At 66.8% G+C, this 13,090-nt stretch carries 14 protein-coding genes; 7 read left to right on the top strand and 7 right to left on the bottom strand.

Annotated features, from left to right (window positions below; all coding sequences use genetic code 11):
• Positions 1 to 12: 12 nt before the first annotated feature.
• Positions 13 to 1,200 carry a glycosyltransferase gene (locus ACPTTF_RS17710; protein WP_423367572.1) on the bottom strand — a complete coding sequence of 396 codons (1,188 nt, stop codon included), beginning with the start codon at positions 1,198 to 1,200 and terminating at the stop codon, positions 13 to 15.
• Positions 1,201 to 1,602: 402 nt separating this feature from the next.
• Here ACPTTF_RS17710 and ispH point away from each other — a divergent pair, with 402 nt between their 5' ends.
• Positions 1,603 to 2,544, top strand: a complete 942-nt coding sequence (gene ispH / locus ACPTTF_RS17705; protein ID WP_166956044.1) for a 4-hydroxy-3-methylbut-2-enyl diphosphate reductase — start codon at positions 1,603 to 1,605, stop codon at positions 2,542 to 2,544.
• A gap of 12 nt (positions 2,545 to 2,556) precedes the next feature.
• Positions 2,557 to 3,717 carry an adenosyl-hopene transferase HpnH gene (gene hpnH / locus ACPTTF_RS17700; protein WP_166956042.1) on the top strand — a complete coding sequence of 387 codons (1,161 nt, stop codon included), beginning with the start codon at positions 2,557 to 2,559 and terminating at the stop codon, positions 3,715 to 3,717.
• A gap of 224 nt (positions 3,718 to 3,941) precedes the next feature.
• Here hpnH and ACPTTF_RS17695 read toward each other — a convergent pair whose 3' ends face one another.
• Together ACPTTF_RS17695 and ACPTTF_RS17690 are read right to left on the bottom strand one after the other, a co-directional pair.
• Complete coding sequence (locus ACPTTF_RS17695) at positions 3,942 to 4,430, bottom strand: hypothetical protein (RefSeq protein ID WP_423367571.1); 489 nt, start codon at positions 4,428 to 4,430, stop codon at positions 3,942 to 3,944.
• A gap of 223 nt (positions 4,431 to 4,653) precedes the next feature.
• The gene (locus ACPTTF_RS17690) at positions 4,654 to 5,031 is read right to left on the bottom strand and encodes a hypothetical protein (RefSeq protein WP_423367570.1); all 378 of its coding nucleotides are present in this window, start codon (positions 5,029 to 5,031) and stop codon (positions 4,654 to 4,656) included.
• A gap of 501 nt (positions 5,032 to 5,532) precedes the next feature.
• Here ACPTTF_RS17690 and ACPTTF_RS17685 point away from each other — a divergent pair.
• The 3 genes from ACPTTF_RS17685 to ACPTTF_RS17675 all read left to right on the top strand — a co-directional run bounded on the left by ACPTTF_RS17685 (position 5,533) and on the right by ACPTTF_RS17675 (position 7,843).
• Positions 5,533 to 5,886 carry a DOPA 4,5-dioxygenase family protein gene (locus ACPTTF_RS17685; protein ID WP_423367569.1) on the top strand — a complete coding sequence of 118 codons (354 nt, stop codon included), beginning with the start codon at positions 5,533 to 5,535 and terminating at the stop codon, positions 5,884 to 5,886.
• Positions 5,887 to 6,002: 116 nt separating this feature from the next.
• A complete protein-coding gene (locus tag ACPTTF_RS17680) occupies positions 6,003 to 6,434 on the top strand; it encodes a nuclear transport factor 2 family protein (RefSeq protein ID WP_423367568.1) in 432 nt (143 codons plus the stop codon).
• Complete coding sequence (locus tag ACPTTF_RS17675; RefSeq protein ID WP_423367567.1) at positions 6,431 to 7,843, top strand: MFS transporter; 1,413 nt, start codon at positions 6,431 to 6,433, stop codon at positions 7,841 to 7,843. Before ACPTTF_RS17680 ends, ACPTTF_RS17675 begins: the two co-directional genes overlap by 4 nt.
• A 177-nt stretch (positions 7,844 to 8,020) precedes the next feature.
• Here ACPTTF_RS17675 and trhA read toward each other — a convergent pair whose 3' ends face one another.
• Positions 8,021 to 8,641 (bottom strand): PAQR family membrane homeostasis protein TrhA, encoded by a 621-nt coding sequence (gene trhA, locus ACPTTF_RS17670; protein WP_166956022.1) that lies wholly within the window; start codon positions 8,639 to 8,641, stop codon positions 8,021 to 8,023.
• Between the two features lie 190 nt (positions 8,642 to 8,831).
• Positions 8,832 to 9,218 carry an ArsR/SmtB family transcription factor gene (locus ACPTTF_RS17665; RefSeq protein WP_166956019.1) on the bottom strand — a complete coding sequence of 129 codons (387 nt, stop codon included), beginning with the start codon at positions 9,216 to 9,218 and terminating at the stop codon, positions 8,832 to 8,834.
• A gap of 78 nt (positions 9,219 to 9,296) precedes the next feature.
• On the opposite strand from ACPTTF_RS17665, the gene ACPTTF_RS17660 reads away from it, so the two are divergent.
• Entirely contained in the window at positions 9,297 to 10,511 is a 1,215-nt protein-coding gene (locus ACPTTF_RS17660) for an MFS transporter (protein ID WP_423367566.1), read from the top strand.
• 19 nt (positions 10,512 to 10,530) lie between these two features.
• On the top strand, positions 10,531 to 10,659 hold the full coding sequence (locus ACPTTF_RS17655) for a hypothetical protein (protein WP_423367565.1): 129 nt from the start codon (positions 10,531 to 10,533) through the stop codon (positions 10,657 to 10,659).
• 117 nt (positions 10,660 to 10,776) lie between these two features.
• Here the strand turns inward: ACPTTF_RS17655 and ACPTTF_RS17650 are convergent, their stop codons facing one another.
• Positions 10,777 to 10,983, bottom strand: coding sequence for a YbdD/YjiX family protein (locus ACPTTF_RS17650; protein WP_166956013.1), 207 nt, complete (start codon positions 10,981 to 10,983; stop codon positions 10,777 to 10,779).
• 12 nt (positions 10,984 to 10,995) lie between these two features.
• Positions 10,996 to 13,074: a carbon starvation CstA family protein gene (locus ACPTTF_RS17645; protein ID WP_423367564.1), complete on the bottom strand. Its 2,079-nt coding sequence runs from the start codon at positions 13,072 to 13,074 to the stop codon at positions 10,996 to 10,998.
• Positions 13,075 to 13,090 lie beyond the last annotated feature (16 nt).

Raw genomic sequence — 13,090 nt, 5'->3', positions numbered from 1 at the left:
CCCGGGAAACGCTCAGCGATCCACCGGCGCCTGCACGCGCGCCTTCCACTGGCCGCCCTTGCCGCGCCAGTAGCGCCACGCGGACGCGAACGTCGCGCCCACATAGAACAGCGCGACGAGCGGCAGCGCGGGCGCCCACAGCGGCGAGCGCCGGTAGTAGCGCAGCATCGGCGCATACGCGGCGCACATCGACGCCCACGCGAGCCACGCCGGCCAGGCGCGCGCGCCGTACGCGAGTGCCGCGGCGGGCGGCACGAGATAGATGATCGTCATCCCGAGCAGCGTGCCGGCCAGCAGCAGCGGCGAATAGTGCAGCTGCGTGAACGCAGTGCGCGCGATCATGTTCCAGATGTCGCGCCAGCTGTCGTACGGGCGCAGCGACACGCTGCGGTCGGCCAGGTCGAGCCGGATCGGATGGCGGCCGCTGCCGCGGTGCTTGATCTGCGCGGCGAGGCTGCAGTCGTCGATCAGCGCGCCGCGGATCGACTCGATACCGCCCGCTTCCTCGAGCGCCGTGCGCTTCACCAGCATGCAGCCGCCCGCGGCGCCGGCCGTCCGGTTGCGCGGGTTGTTGATCCACGAGAACGGGTAGAGCTTCGCGAAGAAGAACACGAACGCCGGGATCAGCGCCTTTTCCCAGAACGAATCGCAGCGCAGCCGCACCATCAGCGACACGAGATCGCGGTTCTCGGCCTGCGCGCGCGTGACGAGCTGCGCGACGGCGTCGGGCGGATGGCCGATGTCGGCATCCGTCAGCAGCAGGTAGTCGGCCGGCAGGCCGAGCGTCTGCACCGCGGCGATCCCCTGCGACTGCGCCCACACCTTGCCCGACCAGCCAGCCGGCAGCGGCTTCGCGGCCAGCACCGTCAGCCGGTCGGCGCGGTTGACGGCGAGCGCGGCCGCGCGGGCCGCGTCGGCGGTACCGTCGTCGCTGTGGTCATCGACAATGATCAGATGAAAATTGCCCGGGTAATCCTGCTCGAGCAGCGAAGTCGCCGCACGGGCAATCACGTCGGCCTCGTTGCGTGCCGGCACGACCGCGACGACGGCCGGCCAGCCGGCCTCGGCAGCAGCCCCGCGCGCCTCGGGCGGCAGTAGCCGCGCGGGCTGTGCGCGCCAGAAGCCGCCGCGCGCGACGAGCAGCACGATCCAGATCATCAGCGACAGGCCGGACACCAGGAAAGCGAGAACCAGCATCATCGGCATGCCTCCTGCCGGGCGCCGGCCTCGGCAAAATCAATAGGGGTCAGGAACAAAGCACCCGAAACCGGACGGGCGGCCGGGTAATACGCGTAAGAATCGACGGTCATCGAATGGCCTTGAAATAAGCGCGACGCCGGGCAGCCGGAGCGGCTGTCCGCGAAACCGCATAGTTTACTGGGTTCCGCGCGCGCCAGCGCCGACGCGGTTCTCCCGCAAATGCAACACGGCAGACACAGCGCCAAAGCAAGGAAGGCCCGATAGAGTTAAAATGCGCGATTAATTCGGGGTTCCGGGGCCTGGCCGGCCGGTTCGTTCCTGCCTTCATAACATCAAGCCGGGGCGAGCGAGCGAGTGCCAGCTCCTTGAACCCCGGCGTCTGTCGTCGGAGTTCGCTCACCTATGCGAGTCATCCTTGCCCAGCCCCGTGGCTTTTGTGCGGGGGTTGTCCGTGCGATCGAGATCGTCGATCGCGCGCTGCAACAGCACGGTGCGCCGGTCTATGTGCGTCATGAGATCGTGCATAACCGGCATGTCGTCGAAAATCTGCGTAATAAAGGGGCGCGATTCGTTGAGGAGCTCGACGAGGTGCCCCACGGCGCTGTCGCGATCTTCAGCGCGCACGGTGTCGCCCAGACGGTCGAGCGCGACGCGGAAACGCGCGGGCTCGACGTGCTCGACGCCACCTGCCCGCTCGTCACGAAAGTGCACGTGCAGGGCCGCCAGTATGTCGCGGCGGGCCGCCGGCTGATCCTGATCGGCCATGCGGGCCACCCGGAAGTCGAGGGTACGATCGGCCAGATTCCGGCCGAGGTGATCCTCGTGCAAAGCGAAGCAGAAGTCGATACGCTGACGCTGCCCGTCGACACGCCGGTCGCGTACATCACGCAGACCACGCTGTCGGTCGACGATACGCGCGGCATCATCGAGGCGCTGCAGCGCCGGTTCACCGACATCGTCGGCCCGGACACGCGTGACATCTGCTACGCCACGCAGAATCGTCAGGCTGCCGTGCGCGAGCTGAGCGAACAGGTTGACGTGCTGCTCGTGGTCGGTGCGACGAACAGTTCGAACTCGAACCGCCTGCGCGAGATCGGCACCGAAAGCGGTGTGCCGAGCTACCTCGTCGCCGACGGTTCGGAAGTAAAGGCCGAATGGTTCGCGAATGCGAAGACCGTGGGCCTGACCGCCGGGGCGTCCGCGCCCGAGGAGATGGTCGAAGATGTAATCGGCGCGTTGCGCGCACTGGGTCCCGTCGACGTCACGACGATGGCGGGCCGTGAGGAAAAAGTCGAATTCAAGCTGCCGGCGAAGCTCACGCAAGCTGTCGCCCGCGAAGTTTAAGGAGGACATCTCTTGTCTATTCCGCTGCTCCAGCAAGTCCGCGTCGGCGCGTACATCACGCGCCAACACCTGTCCGGCAACAAACGCTATCCGCTCGCGCTGATGCTCGAGCCGCTGTTCCGCTGCAACCTCGCGTGCAACGGCTGCGGCAAGATCGATTACCCGGACCCCATCCTGAACCAGCGTCTGTCCGTCCAGGAATGCCTGGAAGCGGTCGACGAGTGCGGCGCACCGATCGTGTCGATCGCCGGCGGCGAGCCGCTGCTGCACAAGGAAATGCCGGAAATCGTCCGCGGCATCATGAAGCGCAAGAAGTTCGTCTACCTCTGCACGAACGCGCTGCTGATGGAAAAGAAGATGGACGACTACCAGCCGAGCCCGTACTTCGTCTGGTCGGTCCACCTCGACGGCGACCAGCAGGCACACGATCACTCGGTGTCGCAGGAAGGCGTGTACGACAAGGCGGTCGCGGCGATCAAGGAAGCGAAGCGCCGCGGCTTCCGCGTGAACATCAACTGCACGCTGTTCAACGATGCAGTGCCCGAGCGCGTCGCGAAGTTCTTCGATACGCTGGGGCCGATCGGCGTCGACGGCATCACCGTGTCGCCGGGCTACGCGTATGAGCGCGCACCGGATCAGCAGCACTTCCTGAACCGCGACAAGACGAAGAACCTGTTCCGCGAGATCCTGAAGCGCGGCGAAGGCGGCAAGCGCTGGTCGTTCAGCCAGTCGTCGCTGTTCCTCGACTTCCTGGCCGGCAACCAGACGTACAAGTGCACGCCTTGGGGCAACCCGGCGCGTACGGTGTTCGGCTGGCAGAAGCCGTGCTACCTGGTCGGCGAAGGTTACGTGAAGACCTTCAAGGAACTGATGGAAGACACGAACTGGGACAACTACGGCGTCGGCAACTACGAGAAGTGCGCGGACTGCATGGTCCACTGCGGCTTCGAAGCGACCGCCGTGATGGACACGATGGCGCATCCGCTGAAGGCGTTCGCCGTGAGCCGCAAGGGCATCAAGACCGACGGCCCGTTCGCACCGGACATTCCGATCGACAAGCAGCGTCCGGCCGAGTACGTGTTCTCGCGCCACGTCGAGATCAAGCTCGAGGAAATCCAGCGCGCCGGCAAGGGCAAGCTGCAGAAGCCGGCGAAGCCGGCAGCCGCCGCTTAAGCGCGTTTCGCCACGCGGGGGCCTTGCCTCCGCGCCGGCGGAAAAAATGAAGCGCCACGGAGCCTGCTCCGTGGCGCTTTTGTTTTGGGCCGCGGTGTCGAGTCGCGTTCCGCCGTCACCGTATGACCGCGACAGCCGCGCAATCGCTGCTTCGGCGATTGCGGCGGCCGCGCCGGTGCGACCGGCCCTGTCTCCTCCATCCTCCCTGCGAAACCGGTGCGACGCTACACGGCCAGCGAATCGGCCATATGCACGCGCATCTTCTCCGCCGCGCCCGCGACGAGCGCCGGCTGGCCGCTCGACGCGAACGTGCAGACGTGCTCCCACAGCTCGGCCAGCCGATGCCGCGTGAGCGTCGTGACGCACGTGTCGTTCGCCGCGAGCACGTGCTCGAGCACCGCGCATTCGTCGTCGTGCAGCGTCCATGTGCCGCCTTGCGCCGCGCGCGCCACGCCTGCATCGAGTGCACGCTCCGCGTCGACGCACAGGTCGATGTCGGCCTCTGCGCACACCGCATCGTCGAGCGCCAGGAACACCAGGTAGACGCTCGTGCGCAAGCGCATCAGCAGCGCCTCGTTGCCATGCCCGCCACGCAGCGCGACGAGCGCCATATGGCATTTCAGCGAGATGTCGCGTGCATGCACGGGCGGCAGCGGCAACAGCCACTCGCGGGTCAGCGGCACGTGGCGGCGGTGCTTCCGGGTACTTTTCATGATTGCCTCCCGCTTGCGGGCGCATCGCTCGCCGCGACGGCCGGGCATGCGATGCGGCACGCAACGGCATCACGGCGCGCTTGGCGGCGGTGCTTTGCACGACGCCGCGCGCCGTGCCCATCGTCCCGCCGCTGCGTCGCGCGCGCGGCCGGCAACCGGCGCGGCGCCGACGGACGCACGACGGCGGCAAATCGAATCGGGCAAGCCATGCTCGTCTCTTGCATCAGAACGTGTTCTCGCCCTTCAGGTAGTACGCGGTCTTCACGAAGAACGCCTTGATCGGATGGCCGCCCTGCACGTCGCGTGCGGCGCGCGCTTGCATCTCGGCCCGCTCTTCGCGCGACCGGTCCGGCACCGGATTGCGGACGCGTTCAAGCGCACGCTGCATCGCGAGCGGATAGTCCTGGTTGCCGGCCGACGTCGCGCGATAGCCGGCACGCGTCATCTGCATCAGTTGTGCGTCGGTTTCGGCACGTGCCGTCCACCAGCTCGACTGCGAGGCATTCGGTGCCCCGTCGGAAACTGCCGACTGTGCAAAGCTGACGGCGGGCAGCGCAACGAGTGCACAGGAAAGTACAGCAACGGGAACGAGGGATCGCATAGTGGCCTCCAGGTGGTTGTCCCCGCATCGATCGTGTTCGACGACGCGTTGAATGCATCGTATGTCGCGCTGCATTCCGCTTGAATAGCCGAATCCGCAATTGATTTTTTCGGCTTCGGAATTCGGTGCGCAAACCGCGTCGCGCGCGAATCCCGCCAAACCGGAATTTCTTTATTTCATTCAACGTCCTGATCGCATTTGTTCAGACGATCCGAAACCGTGCACCCAGCGCTTTTTCAATTTCCGAAATGACGTGTTGCCGATGCGATCGCGCCGGCGCACCTGCCAACAAGGCTTCCGGCGTGATATCGCGCGTGTGGATATCTCCGGATATCGCAAACCTCGGCCTTGTCCGATCGAACGGTTCTTGTGATTCAGGACAAGCCTTCGCATCCGGATTGCCGGATTGCGACACGACGCGTGCGGCAAGGACGCGCGATAATCACGCATCGGCCGTTTCGCGCGGCACTTCATGCATTCCCATTTTTATCGAGTCCTGCCATGGCTGCCCTCGACACCACCGCCATCCACAGTTGGCACGCGCATGTCTATTTCGATGCAGCCAGCCGCGACGCGGCCTGGGCGTTTCGCCAGGTCGTCGATGAACGGTTCGGCGCGGTCATCGAACTCGGCCGCTTTCACGAACGCCCCGTCGGCCCGCACCCGGCGTGGTCGTACCAGATCGCGTTCGACGCCGCGCGCTTCGACGACATCGTGCCGTGGCTCGTGCTGAACCACGGCGCGCTGGATATCTTCCTGCATCCGAATACGAGCGACGAACTGCGTGACCATCGCGATTGCGCGGTGTGGATCGGGAAGTCGTACGTGCTGAACCTCGACGCGCTGGCCGGATAACAGCCGGCACGCGCCGCCCTCGTCGCGACGACATCCACGTTTCGGGTCGACGTGAAACGTCTCGCGACGGCGCGCCCATACAGTGGGTTCCGTTATCGATACTTCCGGAACCCGTCATGACACACGCCGACGCCGATGCCCGGCACATTTATGAAGGCTGGCACGCGGCCGTCGTCGCGCGCGACCTCGATGCGTTGATGGCGCTGTATGCCGACGACGCGGTGCTCGAAACGCCGCTGATCGTCGTCACGCTGCCCGATCACGGCTCCGGCGTGCTGCACGGCAAGGCCGCGATCCGCGCATTCTTCGCGGCCGGCCTGCGCAATCCGGGCAACAGGCTCGGGCGCTGGTACCGCACCGGGCTGTTCTTCTCGAACGGCCGCCAGCTCACATGGGAATATCCGCGCGCGACGCCGGAAGGCGACCAGGTCGATCTCGTCGAGGTGATGGACTTGCGCGACGGGCTGATCGCACATCATCGCGTGTATTGGGGATGGGTCGGGTTTCTCGCGCTGCGGGCCGCCGCGCCGGCGCCCGCCCGCGCATGACGGCCGCCGCGCCGAACCGTGCCGCGGCCCGCCGCGTGCTCGCCGCGACCTGCCTGAGCTACACGCTCGTGCTGCTCGATGCGTCCATCGTCAACGTCGCACTCACCGACATCGCCCACACGTTCGGCAGCCGCGTAGCCGGCCTGCAATGGATAGTGAACGCTTACACGCTCGCGTTCGCGAGCCTGCTGCTGACGGGCGGCACGCTCGGCGACCGGCTCGGCGATCGCACCGTCTATGTCGCTGGGCTTGCGATATTCGTCGCCGCGTCCGCGCTATGCGGCGTCGCGCCGACCCTCCCGGCGCTCGCGATCGCTCGCGCGTTGCAAGGTGTCGGCAGCGCGATGCTCGTGCCCTGCTCGCTCGCGCTGCTCAACCGCGCATTCCCCGAGCCGGCCGCGCGCGCATCGGCGATCAGCCTGTGGATGGGCTGCGGCGGCATCGCGATGGCATCGGGCCCGCTGATCGGCGGCCTGCTGATCCATCTGTTCGGGTGGCGCAGCCTCTTCTTCGTGAACCTGCCGCTCGGGCTTGCCGGCATCTGGCTCGGCCGCACGGTCGCGCGCGCCGCCGGCGACGCATCGCGGCATTTCGACTGGGGCGGCCAGGCCGCGGCCATCGTCGCGATCGCAACGCTGATCGGCACGCTGATCGAAGGCCCGTCGCTCGGCTGGCGTTCGGCGCCGATCGTCGGCGGCGCGGCGACGAGCGCCGTCGCGTGGATCGCGTTCATCGCGATCGAAGCGCGGCGCCGCGAACCGATGCTGCCGCTCGCGTTCTTCCGCAACCGGCTGTTCGCCGGATCGACGTTCGTGTCGATGGCTTCGGCGTTCGTGTTCTACGGCTTGCTGTTCGTCCTCAGCCTGTTCTATCGGCAGATCCGCGGCGCGAGCCCGCTCGACACCGGGCTCGCATTCCTGCCGATGACCGCGATGGTTGCGCTCGGCGGACTGTGCTCGGGCAGGCTCGTTGCGCGCTTCGGTGCACGCGGCTCAATGTGCGCCGCGTTCGCGCTCTATGCGGCCGGCGCGCTCGGCATGTTGGGAATCGGTGCGATGACACCGGCGTGGCTCGCCGTCGCGCCGATGCTCGCGATCGGCTTTGCGTCGGGATTCATCTCGCCGGCCGCGACGTCGCCGGCGCTCGGGACGGTCGACCGCCGCCGCGCCGGCGTAGCGGCGGCCGCGCTGAACGCGGCGCGGCAGAGCGGATCGGCGCTCGGTGTGGCGATCTTCGGCGGGTGCATCGCGACGCTGCAGCCGTTTCCGGTGGCGATGCGGGTGGCGTTGCTGGCCGCCGTGGTGATATCAGCGTCTGCCGTGCCGGTGTGGTGGATCGCGACAAGGATAAGCAAAGCGCCGAAAGTCGGCGCTCACACGGCCGGGATTCGTGTCGCAGAAGGCGAGTAGTTCACTCGCCCGAAGCGACAGCGTGTCACGACGAACAGCGCCGCGCGCCGACGGATCTTCCTCGACACATCCGCAGGTTCATCGCGAACCGTCGACATCCGTCAAGCCGATGCCCGTGCGATCGTCGACCAGGGATCGGTCGACGCAGGGCCGGCGACGGCTGGCGCCGCCTTCCGCTCACGCCACGTACATCGCGACACTGACGAACTGGCACAGGCTCCCTGCCAGCACGAACAGATGCCAGATACCGTGCCCGTGACGGATACGTTCGTCGTTGATGAAGAAGTAGATCCCAGCACTGTAGATGAGGCCGCCGGCCACCAGCCACGCGGTGCCGACCGGCGGCAGCGCATGAATCAGCGGACGCACCGCGACGAGCGCCAGCCAGCCCATCGCCACGTACAGGATCATCGACAGCATCCGCGTGCGCCGCCCGAGCGTCAGTTCCTGCACGATGCCGAACACGGCGAGCCCCCAGCTCACGCCGAACAGCGACCAGCCCCACGGGCCGCGCAGCGTGACCAGCGTGAACGGCGTATAGCTACCGGCGATCAGCAGGTAGATCGCCGAATGGTCGCACTTCTGCAGGATGGCTTTCAGGCGCGGGCTACGCACGCTGTGATACAGCGTCGAGATCGCATAGAGCACGAAGAGCATCGCGCCGTAGACGCTGAAACTCACCACCTTGTAGGCGTCGCCTTCGAGCGCGCCCATCGTCACCAGTGTTGCCAGCCCTGCCACCGATAGCACCGCGCCGACGAGATGGGTAATGCTGTTGAAACGCTCACCGGCATGCACGACGGGTTCCTCCTGTGCGGGTTCATCGGGGTTGAATGGCTCACATGATACCGGCCGGGAAACGAAGCCGGGTTGCGGACAGATCAAGCCCTGTACCCGAACGGCTTCGCAGCGCTGCGTGCCCGGCACGTCACGCTCGCCGCCGAACGGCAAACCTGCCGGCCCCGCCGGGCGACCATCCCGGCAGCGGTCAGCGGTCGTTGTCTGCCGGCGGCGCCCACTCGGCCACGAGCTTCAGCAGGCCGGGAAAGCGCAGATCGAGATCTTCCGTGCGCACGCGGCTGCGCCGCTCGAGCCCGTATTGACGCTGGCGCAGCACGCCCGCGTCGCGCAGCGCCTTGAAATGATGGGTGAGCGACGATTTCGGGCGATCGAAGCCGAACCAGCCGCAAGGATGGTCGTAAGCCTCGGATTCCAGCATCAGCTTGCGCACGATCGTCAGCCGCAACGGATCGGCCAGCGCGCCAAGAATGGTTTCGAGGCGGAGCTCGGCAACGTCCGGCTCCGGCAGCGGGTCGGGCAAATCCGCAGGCGCCGGCGCGATGCCGGCCGCCCGTTCAGGGTGGACTCGTTTCATGCCCGCAAGCATATCACCCTGTACGAGTTTTTTCGAACTAGGCTATAGTTCGAAAAAACTCGTACAAGGAGTGCGTTCATGTCCGACACCGCCGTTCCCCAATCGCGACCCGCAGCCTCGCGTCCCGTGCCCCGCATGGCGCACGCCGCCTGGATGGTCACCGCCGTGTTCATGCTGTCCAACTCACCGACGCCGCTGTACGTTGACTGGCAGCGCGCACTCGGTTTCTCGTCCGGCACGCTGACCGTCATCTTCGCGCTCTATATCGCCGGCCTGCTGGGTACGCTGCTCGTCGCCGGCCAGCTTTCGGACCGTTACGGGCGCAAGCCGGTCCTGCTGCCCGGCCTCGCCGCAGCACTGATCGCGTGTGCGTTGTTCGCGACCGCGTCGTCCGTCGCCATGCTCGCGGTCGCCCGCTTGCTGACGGGCATCGCGGTCGGCGTGATCGTGTCGGCAGGCATGGCCGCGGTGGTCGATCTCGCGGGCACCGAGCGGCGCAAGGCCGCGCTGCTCGCATCGGTTGCCATGGTGCTCGGCGCGGGGCTCGGGCCGTTGCTCGCCGGGATTGCCGCGCAAACCGCCGCGCATCCGGTCGCCGTCGTCTTCGGTGTCGAGTTCGTGATCCTGCTGAGCGCATTGGCCGTCGCCCTGCGGCTGCCGCGCAACCGGCCCGCGCAGGCGCAAGGCGACACACCGCCGCTACGCCTGCCGTCCGTACCGGCCCGCAACCGGCGCCATGTCGCCAGCGGTATCGCCGTGTTCGGGCCGGGCATTACCGCGACCTCCTTCGTGCTTGCGTTGGGTCCGTCGTTGCTGGCACGCCTGCTTCACGTGCGCAGCCCGCTGCTCGCGGGCGGAATGGCCTGCGCGATGTTCATCGCCGCCACCGGTGTCCAGTTCGTCGCGCGGCGCGGATCGATCCGTACGACGTTCGTTGCTGGCACGGTCGCCACCATGCTGTCGATGGTGATGCTGTGCGTCGCCGTGCATGCGTCGTCGGCCGCCGTCCTCGTCGCCGCGGCGCTCTTCGCGGGCGCGGGACAGGGCCTCGGGCAGCTCGGCGGCCTGACGCTGATCGGCCTGCATGTGCCCGACGCACGGCGCGCCGAGGCGAACGCCGTCATGAACATCGGCGGCTACCTCCCGGCGGGACTGATGCCCGTGATGACCGGGTACGCGATCGATCGCGTCGGCTTCACGGCAGGCGCGACCGGCTTCGCCGTCGCATTGACCCTGATCGCGCTCGCCGCGGGCGCCGCTGCGGTGCTCACGCTCCGTCACGACAACGACTGACGGCTTCGCGCGAGCCGTGATGACCGGGTACGCGATCGATCGCGTCGGCTTCACCGCAGGCGCGACCGGTTTTGCCGTCGCATTGACCCTGATCGCGCTCGCCGCGGGGGCCGCTGCGGTTCTTGCGCTCCGTCACGACAACGACTGACGGCTTCGCGCGAGGAGAAGCGTTGCACGAGCCGATCGCCTTGCGACGGCATGAAAAAAAGCGTCATGACTCTCACGCCATGACGCCTTCTCTCGTCGTTCCTTCCGTTTCAACTGCTCAACAGCACTTCCCTGCGCCCGACCCGTACCGCGCATTCTGACGCTCGCGGAAAAACTCCTCGTACGTCATCGGCTCGCGGTCCGGATGAGTCTCACGCATGTGCGCGACGTAGGTGTCGTAGTCGGGCAGGCCGACCATCAGCCGCAACGCCTGCCCGAGGTAACGCCCCGCGGTGCGCAGGTCGCTGCCAAGATCGCTGAACATCGCGGCCTCCCCTTAACGTCCGCTGCCGAGCGCCTGCGCGGCCGGCATCGCTTCGTACGGCGTCTCGCGCACGGTCGGCTTCGACTCGCGGCGCGCGCGCAGCACGGCGATCACGCCGTACACCGCGATCGCCACGACGACGAAGATGAACAGGCCAGCCAGCGCCGCATCGATGTAGTCGTTGAAGATGATCCGCTGCATCTGCGCGATCGACTTCGCCGGAGCCAGCACCTTGCCTTCGTCCACTGCGGCCTGCAGCTTCGCGGCGTGCGCGAGGAAACTGACCTTCGGGTTCGCGTCGAAAATCTTCTGCCAGCCGGCGGTCAGCGTGCAGATCAGCAGCCACACGGTCGGCACGATCGTCACCCACGCATAGCGTTCGCGCTTCATCTTGAACAGCACGACGGTGCCGAGCACCAGCGCGATCGCGGCAAGCATCTGGTTCGAAATGCCGAACAGCGGCCACAGCGTGTTGATGCCGCCAAGCGGATCGACCACGCCCTGGTACAGGAAGTAACCCCACGCGGCCACGCACAGCGCGGTGGCGACCAGGTTCGCGGGCAGCGACTCGGTGCGCTTGAGCGCCGGGTGGAACGTGCCGAGCAGGTCCTGCAGCATGAAGCGGCCCGCACGCGTACCGGCGTCGACGGCCGTCAGGATGAACAGCGCTTCGAACAGGATCGCGAAGTGATACCAGAACGCCATCATCGCTTCGCCGCCGATCACCTGGTGCAGGATGTGCGCCATGCCGACGGCCAGCGTCGGTGCACCGCCCGCGCGCGCGATGATCGTCGTTTCACCGACGGCCTTCGCGGTCTGCGTCAGCATGTCGGGCGTCAGCACGAAGCCCCATTGCGTGACCGTGCTGGCCACCGCTTCCGGCGTCGAGCCGAGCACGGCGGCCGGCGCGTTCATCGCGAAGTAGATGCCCGGCTCGATCACGCAGGCAGCAACCAGCGCCATGATCGCGACGAACGATTCCATCAGCATCGCGCCGTAACCGATGAAGCGCGCGTTGGTTTCGTTGTCGATCAGCTTCGGCGTCGTACCCGACGAGATCAGCGCGTGGAAGCCCGAAACGGCACCGCACGCGATCGTGATGAACAGGAACGGGAACAGGCCGCCCGACCACACCGGGCCCGAGCCGTCGACGAACTTCGTCAGCGCGGGCATCTTCAGTTCCGGTGCGACGACCAGGATGCCGATCGCGAGACCGAGGATCGTGCCGATCTTCAGGAACGTCGACAGGTAGTCGCGCGGCGCGAGCAGCAGCCACACCGGCAGCACCGATGCGACGAAGCCGTAGCCGATCAGGATCCACGTGAGCTGCGTGCCGGTGAACGTGAACCATGCGGCGAGCGTCGGCGAATCGTGCACATGCTGGCCGAACGCGATCGACGCCATCAGCAGCACGAAGCCGATGATCGACACTTCGCCGATGCGGCCCGGACGGATGTAGCGCGTATAGACGCCCATGAACAGCGCGATCGGAATCGTCGCAGCGACGGTGAACGTGCCCCACGGCGAATTGGTCAGCGCCTTCACGACGATCAGCGCGAGCACCGCGAGGATGATCACCATGATCAGGAACGCGCCGAACAGCGCGATCACGCCGGGCACCGTGCCGAGCTCCATCTTGACGAGATCGCCGAGCGAGCGGCCGTCGCGACGCGTCGAGATGAACAGCACGATGAAGTCCTGCACCGCGCCGGCGAACACGACGCCGGCCAGGATCCACAGCATGCCGGGCGTATAGCCCATCTGCGCAGCGAGCACGGGCCCGACGAGCGGACCGGCGCCCGCGATCGCGGCGAAGTGATGGCCGAACAGCACGTACTTGTTGGTCGGCACGTAGTCGAGGCCGTCGTTGTACTTGACGGCCGGCGTCATCCGCAGCCCGTCGAGCTGCATGACCTTGCTGGCGATGAAACGGCTGTAGAAGCGATACGCGATCAGATACACGCAGACTGCGGCGATCACGATCCAGAGGGCACTCACGCGCTCGCCGTGTGCAAGTGCGATCGTTCCGAACGAGAACGCGCCGAGCAGCGCGACCGCGATCCAGAGCAGGGTACTGGAAGCCCGATTCATGGCGTCTCCTGGTCTC

Origin of the sequence: Burkholderia crassaminum (assembly GCF_964265005.1) — a bacterium.
Classification (GTDB): domain Bacteria; phylum Pseudomonadota; class Gammaproteobacteria; order Burkholderiales; family Burkholderiaceae; genus Burkholderia.
The sequence above is the reverse complement of the archived record's forward strand: the minus strand, read 5'-3'. Positions and strand labels throughout refer to the sequence as shown.

What these genes read in the sequence shown, in the direction of transcription:
- ispH (WP_166956044.1), top strand. Translation starts at nt 1,603, where the DNA reads ATGCGAGTCATCCTTGCCCAGCCCCGTGGCTTTTGTGCGGGGGTTGTC.
- ACPTTF_RS17650 (WP_166956013.1), bottom strand. Translation starts at nt 10,983, where the DNA reads ATGTTCAGCGATCTTGGCAGCGACCTGCGCACCGCGGGGCGTTACCTC.
- ACPTTF_RS17695 (WP_423367571.1), bottom strand. Translation starts at nt 4,430, where the DNA reads ATGAAAAGTACCCGGAAGCACCGCCGCCACGTGCCGCTGACCCGCGAG.
- ACPTTF_RS17680 (WP_423367568.1), top strand. Translation starts at nt 6,003, where the DNA reads ATGACACACGCCGACGCCGATGCCCGGCACATTTATGAAGGCTGGCAC.
- ACPTTF_RS17675 (WP_423367567.1), top strand. Translation starts at nt 6,431, where the DNA reads ATGACGGCCGCCGCGCCGAACCGTGCCGCGGCCCGCCGCGTGCTCGCC.
- ACPTTF_RS17660 (WP_423367566.1), top strand. Translation starts at nt 9,297, where the DNA reads ATGTCCGACACCGCCGTTCCCCAATCGCGACCCGCAGCCTCGCGTCCC.
- ACPTTF_RS17665 (WP_166956019.1), bottom strand. Translation starts at nt 9,218, where the DNA reads ATGAAACGAGTCCACCCTGAACGGGCGGCCGGCATCGCGCCGGCGCCT.
- ACPTTF_RS17690 (WP_423367570.1), bottom strand. Translation starts at nt 5,031, where the DNA reads ATGCGATCCCTCGTTCCCGTTGCTGTACTTTCCTGTGCACTCGTTGCG.
- ACPTTF_RS17685 (WP_423367569.1), top strand. Translation starts at nt 5,533, where the DNA reads ATGGCTGCCCTCGACACCACCGCCATCCACAGTTGGCACGCGCATGTC.
- ACPTTF_RS17710 (WP_423367572.1), bottom strand. Translation starts at nt 1,200, where the DNA reads ATGATGCTGGTTCTCGCTTTCCTGGTGTCCGGCCTGTCGCTGATGATC.
- ACPTTF_RS17655 (WP_423367565.1), top strand. Translation starts at nt 10,531, where the DNA reads ATGACCGGGTACGCGATCGATCGCGTCGGCTTCACCGCAGGCGCGACC.
- ACPTTF_RS17645 (WP_423367564.1), bottom strand. Translation starts at nt 13,074, where the DNA reads ATGAATCGGGCTTCCAGTACCCTGCTCTGGATCGCGGTCGCGCTGCTC.